The organism is Clostridium sp. ATCC 25772, from assembly GCF_001573875.1.
GTDB classification, from domain to species: Bacteria; Bacillota; Clostridia; order Clostridiales; family Clostridiaceae; genus Clostridium_J; species Clostridium_J senegalense.
Map to the genome: position 1 here is coordinate 1 of NZ_LFRG01000072.1, position 10,064 is coordinate 10,064.

A 10,064-nucleotide genomic window follows, 5' to 3' on the forward strand; every position below is an offset into this window, starting at 1 on the left:
AACATGTTCAGCTGACTCATACTAATAAGTCGAGGGCTTGACCTAATATAATCACTGTGCAATTTTCAGAGAACAATATTAAAATTTTTAATTAAATAATATCCGTTAATGTCAACAGTGGATTTTTAATATTGTTTGATGTATGTATTTATCTGGTAATTATAGTTTTAAGGGTAACACTCCTTTCCATTCCGAACAGGTCGGTTAAGCCTTATAACGCTGAGAGTACTGCACGGGAGACTGTGTGGGAGGGTAGGTTGTTGCCAGGTAACATGGTTCACTAGCTCAGTTGGTAGAGCACATGACTTTTAATCATGGTGTCCGGGGTTCGATTCCCCGGTGAGCCACCAAGTCGTAGTAATTATACTACGGCTTTTTTGATTTTAAAAATAAAAATTTTATAAAATTAAATATATAGAGAATAAATATATTTATTTAGTTTAAAATACATTATAAAAATAGCTTAAGGGTGATAAAATGAGTTATGATAAATTTTTAAGAACAAATGATAGCATAAAGAGTTATAAATACATAAAAAGAAAAATAAATAATATTAATGAAGATTTTATAATTAATGGATTTCAATATTGGTGTGTATTTAGAGAAATAGATGCAATTGCTTGTGCAGTTTACATTTTAGAAGTTTTGGATAATGTGGAAAATTTAAAGGATATCCCATACTTGCAGAAATCATACAACTATTTATATCATATAGTTGATAGAGAGGAAATATTTAATGCAGAAGAAGAAGGGATTTATAACAAAATTTTAGATATAGCTTCTATATTAAAATATGCTGATGTATATGGGAAAAGTGGTTGTGATTTAAATAAAAAAAGCTTACAATATACATTAAAAGGAATAATAGATGAAATAAAATATTTCATAACTAGTTTTAAAAAGAAATAAGATTTATTATAGGGGTGGGAATATGGCATCAAAAGATATTTTAATAAACTTAGCAAAAGATGATTTTGAAAAAGATGAAGAAATAATTTCTATAGTAAGTGGAGCTTTGGAAAAACACATTAATGGGAAAAATACCGTTAGAGCAGGCTTAGTAATTGCAACAAATAAAAAAATTAGATTTATAAGCAAAAGATTTTTAAAAATATACAAGGATATTATTGAATATAATGTTATAGAGGATGTAGAAGTGTCAGAAGAAAAACTAGGTTATAGAATATTTTTAAAGGGCAAAATACAATCCTTTGTGATTGAATTTGGAGAATGTGAAGATATTAATAAATTTATTTCATATATAAATAATAAAAAATAATTGTAATAAAATAGTCTATGAAAACATATATTAGAATCATAATAAAACATCGATGTTATATTATTTTTAGAATAGGTATTAAAAAAGTTTAACTAAATTCCTATAATTTAATAGGGTTGCATATTTTGCATTTAATTGTCATATAAATATCTAACTTTGTATAAGATATCAAGTTGAATTTTAAAATTGTTTATTCAAAAGCTTGACTAAATTATATTACTGCAATGTGCAGTTTAAAATAGATAGACTTATATTAAAAATAGGTTAAAGATTTAATGAAAGTTAGATGTTTATTAAAGAATGAAATTAATAAATTACAAAACAATTCATATTTAACATTAAGTTAGATTATTATAATTAAAATCTTAAGGTTTATGATGATGTAGAAGACAAGTTTTAATAGTTTTAATTTTAAGCGAATTGGTTAATAGGGATTTATTAATTTATATTAGTTAACTATTAAGCCTATGTAGAGGAGATAGATCTATTTGAAAAAATGGGCAATAGGGGAGTTTCGAAAATAAATAGTGCTCCCTTATTTCAATTTTTATATACTGAAAAATAATATGTAATAAATTTAATATTTTGCATATAAATTATAAGATATGTAACGTATATAAATATGAAAAGTTTTAAAAGCATCAAGATAAAATAGATGCTTTTTATTTTTTTATTTTTTTAATTAAAATTAATTTAAATTAAAAAAAGAATTATTTTATATAAAAATATTATATTTTTATGTAAAATGTGTAAAGTATATATCAAATTTACACGAAATGTAGTATATGCAAGTTATTTCTGTAAAAATTAAATTGTATATATTAAGGAGAAGAATTTTATATGAGATTAAAGAAAATTAGTTTAAAAAGTATAAGAACTAAATTATTAATTATAACTTTAGTTATGGTAGTAGCTATAGGAATATCTTTAGGGTGTTTTTCTTTTTTATCATCAAAAAATACGCTAATATCTAGTACAACTAACCTTATGAAAGAAATGAGCAGAATAGCATCAAGTGATGTAGGTAATCAAGCTCTATCTTTAAGTTCATCACTAGATAGCACTGCTAATAGCGATGCATTAAATAGTAGTTTAAAAATAGATGAAAGATTAAAATTTTTAGATTATATAGCTAAAAAAGAAAATTATTTAAGAATAGGAATTGCAGATAAATCTGGCAATATTATTTATAATGATGGAAAAAAAGAAAATATTAGTAATGAAGAGTTTTTTAAAAGGAGTATAGCAGGAGAAAGAATTTTATCTAAGCCTTATAAAAGTGAGATAAATGGTGGATTAATAGCTTCTATATCAGCACCAAGAAAAGAAAATGATAGAATAGATGAAATTGTAGTTGGTATAAAATCAGCTGCTTATTTAAGTGATATAATAAATGAAATAACATTTTTAAATACCGGTGAGAGTTTTATAATTCATAAAGATGGTACAATAATAGCATCGAAATTTCAAGAAATAGTTGATAGACAAGAAAATTTAATTGTAGATGGAAGTGATGATCCAAATACAAAAGAATTAATAGTATTAGAAAATAAAATGATTCAAAATGAAACCGGTATAGGAGAATATACATATGAAGGTAATAGAAAGTATATGGCTTATTGTCCCATAGAGGGAACAGAATGGTCCTTAGGGGTAGCTATACATAAAGATGATTTATTAGATGGATTAAACAGTCTTAAAAATACTATAATAGGAATAGTTTTAATGATAATAATTTTATTTTCAATATTTGTAATAATATTTAGCAATAGAATAACAGAAGGACTTATAAAAATAAAAAATCACATGTTAGGACTTTCAAAAGGTGATTTTACTAGAGAAATTGAAAAGAAGTATTTAAATAATAATGATGAAGTTGGAGATATATGTAAAACTATGATATATACTCAAAATTCAATATCATCAATGGTAAAGGAAATAAAAAATTCAGGGGAAGAAATAGACTGTAGTGCATCAAATTTAGCATCTATATCTGAAGAGGTTGCGGCACTAACGACTAACATATCGGAAGCTATAATAGAAGTTACAAGAGGAACAACTAAACAATCTAATGATTTAACAGGTATAGTTAATAAGTTAGAGGATTTTAGTTTAGATATAAATGAAATAACTAAGCATATTAAGAGCATAAATGATATGGCATTAAACATAAAAGAAAGTTCTGGAAAAAGTACAAAGGATATGAATTTTGTTGTTTCATCTATGAAAAATTTTAATGAAGAATTTAAAAATTTTAGTATCAATATATCATCGATGGATAGTGATATAAAAACAGTTAACGAAATTATTGATTTAATAAATAGTATTGCAGAACAAACAAATTTATTAGCATTGAATGCAGCAATTGAAGCAGCTAGAGCTGGTGAATCAGGAAAAGGATTTGCGGTTGTAGCAGATGAAATAAAAAAACTTGCTGAAAAAAGCAAAGAATCTTCTGCAAATATATATAGAATAATAAATAAATTACTATTGAATACTAAAGAAATAGTAAATAAAACTGTATTAATAAATGGTGATTTGGAAAAACAACAAGATAATGTTGAAATATCAATGGAATCCTTTGAGGAAATTTCAGCATTGGTTGAATATATAGTTCCAAAGATAACTGATATAAACACTTCTTTTGATGGTATAAGTGAAAATAAAAACAATATAATTAATACAATTGAAGAAATATCAGCTATATCACAAGAAATATCAGCTTCTTCAGAGGAGATTTCTGCTTCTGTAGAAGAACTAAATAATTCAAGTACAGAAGTGGCAGGAAGTGCGCAAATGTTAACAACTAAATCATTAGATATGATGGGAGAAGTAAATAAGTTCAAATTCTAATTATTGTATATAGGAAAACAATTTTAGATTTAAAGCTATATACCAAATTTTTGTTATCAGTTAAGAAAAAATAAGTATAACTATAGTTAGTTAAAAGTTAAGAACTATTAACTAAGCTGTTTAATCTTAAATTTTCTCACTTGATAAATGCATAAGTTTAGAATATTATATAGTGTTCCAAGTTGACTCATAAAGTTATCCATTTCAAAACTTGGATACCCCAAATAGTGAGACATGCTCCGAATCACTTAGAATTCAACACTATATCTTGTGTAAAAATATTTTAAGAGTGTTGAATAAACTTAAATTTGAGCTTGTTTCCCTATATAGGGTTCCAAGTTCACTTTTAAAATTATCTATTCCAAAACTTGGATACCCCAAATAGTGAGACATGCTCTGAATCGCTTAGAATTCAACACTACATTTTGTATAAAAATACTTTAAAGTTATTGAATAAATTTAAATTCGAGCTTGTTTCCCTATATCAGTCTCAAAATAAAAGTATGATTTTATTTTGAGACTGTGTCTTCTAATTTATAAAGAAAAGTAGAAATAAATATATTAGAAATATAATTGAAGCAGATATTATAGTAGTTTTTATTGGTAAAGAATTGAGTTTTTTATCTAATCCATTTGTATTATGCTTATTTTTTTCTTCCTGATATCTTGTATAATTATTGGGGTCAAGATTTGGCATGAAATCACCTCTATATACTATGATATATATATAATATGAAATCATATGAATATAATCAACTAATTATTTTAACATTCTAACAATTGTTCATATCTAAAATAATATTTTAATATATAGATAATATATCATATTTAATCAATAATAGAAAAAATATGTAAAATAATTTGGATTTTTTACGATATATGTTATATAATTAATTTAATTTGAAAATACTTATGAAAATTATTTTATTTTTAAAATGATAATGAGTTTAATTTTCAATTTTTTTATTTAACTATTAAAATTAAAAGGAGGAGATATTTGTGGAGAATAAAAAACTTTTAAAATATTTAAAAGTAAAAAGATTTTCATCATTAATACTTGTATTAACATTTATTGTTGCAGCTATTATTCCATCTATGGCTTTAGCAATAGATGATAATTCTTATGATTTTGAAAAAGAAATTAGCAAGTATAGTGAAAATTATAAGGTTAGTACAGAACCATTAGGCTTAGAGGTTGGAGAAAGTACAAGCCTTATGAAATATGTTGTATCATTAGGTGGAGATGAGAATGGTGAATTTATTTGGTTAAGTTCAGATAGTGATATGGCAGTTGTAGATGCTGTGGGAAATGTTACAGCAAAACAAAATGGTACAGTGAAAATTTATGGAGTGTCAGAGGGAATTAATTTTGTTTTTACTATAATAATAAAAGACTATAGCAAAAACAATATAATTACTAATTTCCCAAAACTAAATGACAATCCAAAGTTGCGAGCTGCAAGTGGTAAGTTAAAAGTTTTTGTAGATCCGGGACATGGAGGAGTAGATCCTGGTGCAACAGGACCGACTGGCTATCAAGAAAAACAAATGGCTTTAGATGTTGGATTAAGATTAAAGTCAAAATTAGAAGCTGAAGGTATAATTGTACAAATGAGTAGAACTACTGATGTTGCTTTAGGTGCAAATGAAACAGAAGATTTAATGGCAAGAGCTAATATGGGAAATTCATTTGGTGCAGATATATTTGTTTCAATACATAATAACTCAGCAACTCCTGCAGCATTAGGAACAGAGACTTTTATACATGATAGTTTTGGACCTGGAATTGATGAAGCAAGAGATTTAGCAACAAAAGTTCAAAATAATTTAATAAGTAAACTTAATTCTGTAGATAGAAAAGTTAAAACTGCAGATTTTGCTGTTTTAAGAGAAACATCTATGCCTGCAATTTTAGCAGAATTAGATTTTATAAGTAATCCTACAATTGAAGCTAAAATGAAAACTCCTGAATACAGAGAAATGTGCGCACAGGCATTATATGATGGTATAATTAATTATTTTGATTTAACTCCTGGAAATCCAATACCAGTTCAAGGTATAAATTTAAGTGATAATGATATATATTTAACTGAAGGTTATACTAAAATAGTAACTGCTAATGTTCAGCCTGCTAATGCAAGTAATAAGAACGTTACATGGACAAGCAGTGATAATAATATAGCAACTGTTGATAGTAATGGAAAGGTTAAGGCTATAGCAGAAGGCGAAGCAGTAATAACAGCTACAACAGAAAATGGTGGATTTAAAGCTTCTACAAATGTAAAAGTAATTAAAGGAATAAATGGACATAGATTATTTGGTAGTGATAGATATGAAACATCTTTTGAAATTTCTAAACAAGGATGGAAAGATGGACAAGGAGCTAATGTTGTTTTAGCAAGTGGAGAAGATTACCCAGATGCACTTTGTGCAGTACCTCTTGCAAGAAAATATTCAGCACCTATATTATTAACAAGAAAAAATAGCGTTGAACAAGGACTTAAAGATGAACTTACAAGATTAGATACTAAAAAAGTATTTATAATTGGAGGGGAAACTGTAATATCTAAAAGCGTTGAGCAGAGCATAAAAGATATGGGTATAGATGTGGAAAGATTAGGTGGAGATACTAGATATGAAACATCTGTTTTAGTAGGTAATAAAATAGATAGTAATGGAGAGGTAACAATAGCTAATGGTCTAAATTACCCAGATGCGTTGTCAATAGCGGCAATAGCAGCAAATAAAAATATGCCTATATTATTAACAGATAAGTCTTCACTAAATGATAGTGTAAAATCTTTTATAAAAGATAAAGGATTTACTAAATCATATGTAGTTGGAGGAACTACTGTTATTTCAGATGAACTTATAAAACAATTACCAAATGCAACAAGAATTAGTGGAAATGATAGATATGAAACTAATAAAAATGTAATTTCAACATTTTCAAATAGTATAGATTTCTCAAAAGTGTATATTGCAGTTGGAAATAATTATCCAGATGCATTATCAGTAGCGCCGTTAGCTGCTAAAGACGGAAATATAGTTATATTAAGTGATACAAGTAATACAACAAATAACACAATTATAAATGCTTTGGGAAGTAATTATAATAAAGTAAATAATGCTTATATATTAGGTTCTTCATCTATGATTTCTGATGGTTATCTAAATAATAATGGAATAGCTGTTAAATAATTTAATTTAAAGCTATTTTCATATAAAAAGGTATATCCTATAAGTTTAAAGGGTATGCCTTTTTATTTATTTAAATTAGGATAAAACACTATATTTTGTAATAAAATGGTTTAAAATAAAGGGTTTTACAAAAAGATGACGAATACAAATATTATTATCCATTATTATTATCCATTTTAAAATTTAAGGGTATTTAATTAAAGGGGGGGATAATTTGAAGATTAGAGAAAAATTAAACTATAAAAAGTTAAAAAAAGCTTCAGTATTATCAGTAGTTTTAACTTTAATAATTGGTTCTATATTTTCAACAGTAGCAATTGCAAAAGAGAATCATTATTATGAATTTGAAACTGAAATCAGCAAATATAATGATAATTATGAGGTAACAACAGAGCCGTTAGGATTGGAAATTGGGGAAACTATAAGCCTTAGAGATCATGTTATATCATTAGGTGGAGATGAAAAAGATGAATTTATTTGGTTAAGTTCAGATAGTGATATGGTAGTTGTAGATGCTGTTGGAAATGTTACAGCAAAACAAAATGGTACGGCAAAGATTTATTGCATAGTAGGAGATGCTAAGGTTGTTTTTACCATAATAATAAAGGATTATAATAAAAATAATTTAATTACTAATTTTCCGAGGTTAAATGATAATCCAAAACTGAGAGCTGCAAGTGGTAAGTTAAAAGTTTTTGTAGATCCAGGACATGGTGGAACAGATTCAGGAGCAATAGGACCAACTGGATATAATGAAAAAGAAATGACTTTAGATGTCGGATTAAGGCTAAGATCAAAATTAGAAGCTAAAGGCATAATTGTAGAAATGAGTAGAACAACTGATGTTGAGTTAGGACCAACTGAAAGAGAAGATTTAATGGCAAGAGCTAATATGGGAAATAAGTTTGGTGGGGATATATTTGTTTCAATACATAATAATTCTTCAATAACTTCAAATGTAAAGGGAACTGAGACTTATATACATGATAGTTTTGGACCGGGAATTGATGAGGCAAGAGATTTAGCGACAAAAGTTCAAAATAGTTTAGTAAACAATCTTGGTTCTGTAGATAGAGGAGTTAAAACTTTTAATTACTGTGTACTAAGAGAAACTTATATGCCTGCAATTTTAGCAGAGTTAGATTTTATAAATAATCCTACAATTGAAGTTAAAATGAAAACTCCTGAATATAGAGAAATATGTGCACAAGCTTTATATGATAGTATAATTAATTACTTTAATTTAACTCCTGGAAATCCAGTGCCAACTGAAGGCATAACTTTAAGTGATAAAGATTTATATTTAATTGAAGGTTATAATAAAAAAATAACTGCAAATGTTCAACCTGCAAATGCAAGTGATAAGAACGTTACGTGGACAAGTAGCGATATTAATATAGCTACTGTTGATAGTAATGGAAATGTTAAGGCTATATCAGAAGGTGAAGCAGTAATAACAGCTACAACAGAAAGCGGTGGATTTAAAGCTTATTCAAATGTAAAAGTAATTAAAGGAATAAATGGACATAGATTATTTGGTAGTGATAGATATGCAACATCCTATGAAGTTTCCAAACAAGGATGGAAAGATGGACAGGGAGCTAATGTTGTGCTAGCAAGTGGCGAAGATTATCCAGATGCACTTTGTGCAGTACCTCTTGCAAAACAATGCTCAGCACCTATATTATTAACAAGAAAAAATAGCTTTGAACAAGGACTTAAAGACGAACTTACAAGATTAGATACTAAAAAAGTATTTATAATTGGAGGGGAAACTGTAATATCTAAAGACGTTGAGCAAAGCATAAAATCTATGGGGATAGATATAGAAAGATTAGGTGGAGTTACTAGATATGAAACATCTGTTCTAGTAGGTAATAAAATAGATAACAATGGTGCTGTAACAGTAGCTAATGGATTAAATTATCCAGATGCATTATCAATAGCATCAATAGCGGCTACTAATAATATGCCTATAATATTAACAGAAAAATCTTCACTAGACAGTAATGTAAAATCTTTTATAGAGAATAAAAAATTTACTAAATCATATGTAGTTGGAGGAACTACTGTTATTTCAGATGAACTTGTAAAGCAATTACCAAATGCAACAAGAATTAATGGAAATAATAGATATGAAACTAATAAAAATGTAATTTCAACATTTTCAAATAGTATAGATTTCTCAAAAGTATATGTTGCAGTTGGAAATAATTATCCAGATGCATTATCAGTAGCACCGTTAGCAGCTAAAGAAGGAAATATAATTATATTAGGTGATACAAGTAATACAACAAATTATACAATTATAGATGCTATAGGAAATAATTATGAAAAAATAAATGATACTTATATATTAGGATCTTCAACAATAATTTCTGATGACTATTTAAATAATAATGGAATAGTTGTAAAATAATTAAAATTAAAATTATTTTATATAAAAAGCATATTTTATAATCCTTTAGGATTAGAGAATATGCTTTTTATATTTAAAAATATAAGGAAACAAGCTCCAATTTAAATTTATTTAATAACTTTAAAATATTTTCATACAATATGCAGTGTTGAATTCTAAGTGATTCGGAGCATGTCTCACTATTTTAGGTATCCAAGTTTTGGAATGGATAATTTTAAGAGTCAACTTGGAACCCCATGTGCGTAAAGCTAAGCTAATTTATTCCAAAGTAGGGGGAAGTGCATAATCGAAAAGCATTTCCTCACTATTTTT

The 10,064-nt window shown here is 26.7% G+C and carries 5 protein-coding genes, 1 tRNA gene and 1 rRNA gene; all 7 read left to right on the top strand.

Annotated features, from left to right (window positions below):
• The first annotated feature begins 151 nt into the window (after positions 1-151).
• Positions 152-269, top strand: a 5S ribosomal RNA gene (gene rrf, locus AZI32_RS16180).
• A gap of 5 nt (positions 270-274) precedes the next feature.
• Positions 275-350: transfer RNA gene (locus AZI32_RS16185), tRNA-Lys, on the top strand.
• A gap of 127 nt (positions 351-477) precedes the next feature.
• Entirely contained in the window at positions 478-909 is a 432-nt protein-coding gene (locus tag AZI32_RS16190) for a hypothetical protein (protein WP_061996877.1), read from the top strand.
• Between the two features lie 22 nt (positions 910-931).
• Positions 932-1,279, top strand: coding sequence for a PH domain-containing protein (locus AZI32_RS16195; protein WP_061996878.1), 348 nt, complete (start codon positions 932-934; stop codon positions 1,277-1,279).
• Between the two features lie 840 nt (positions 1,280-2,119).
• Positions 2,120-4,132: a methyl-accepting chemotaxis protein gene (locus AZI32_RS16200; protein WP_061996879.1), complete on the top strand. Its 2,013-nt coding sequence runs from the start codon at positions 2,120-2,122 to the stop codon at positions 4,130-4,132.
• 999 nt (positions 4,133-5,131) lie between these two features.
• Positions 5,132-7,333: a cell wall-binding repeat-containing protein gene (locus tag AZI32_RS16205; protein ID WP_061996881.1), complete on the top strand. Its 2,202-nt coding sequence runs from the start codon at positions 5,132-5,134 to the stop codon at positions 7,331-7,333.
• Positions 7,334-7,547: 214 nt separating this feature from the next.
• A complete protein-coding gene (locus AZI32_RS16210; protein WP_061996883.1) occupies positions 7,548-9,752 on the top strand; it encodes a cell wall-binding repeat-containing protein in 2,205 nt (734 codons plus the stop codon).
• Positions 9,753-10,064 lie beyond the last annotated feature (312 nt).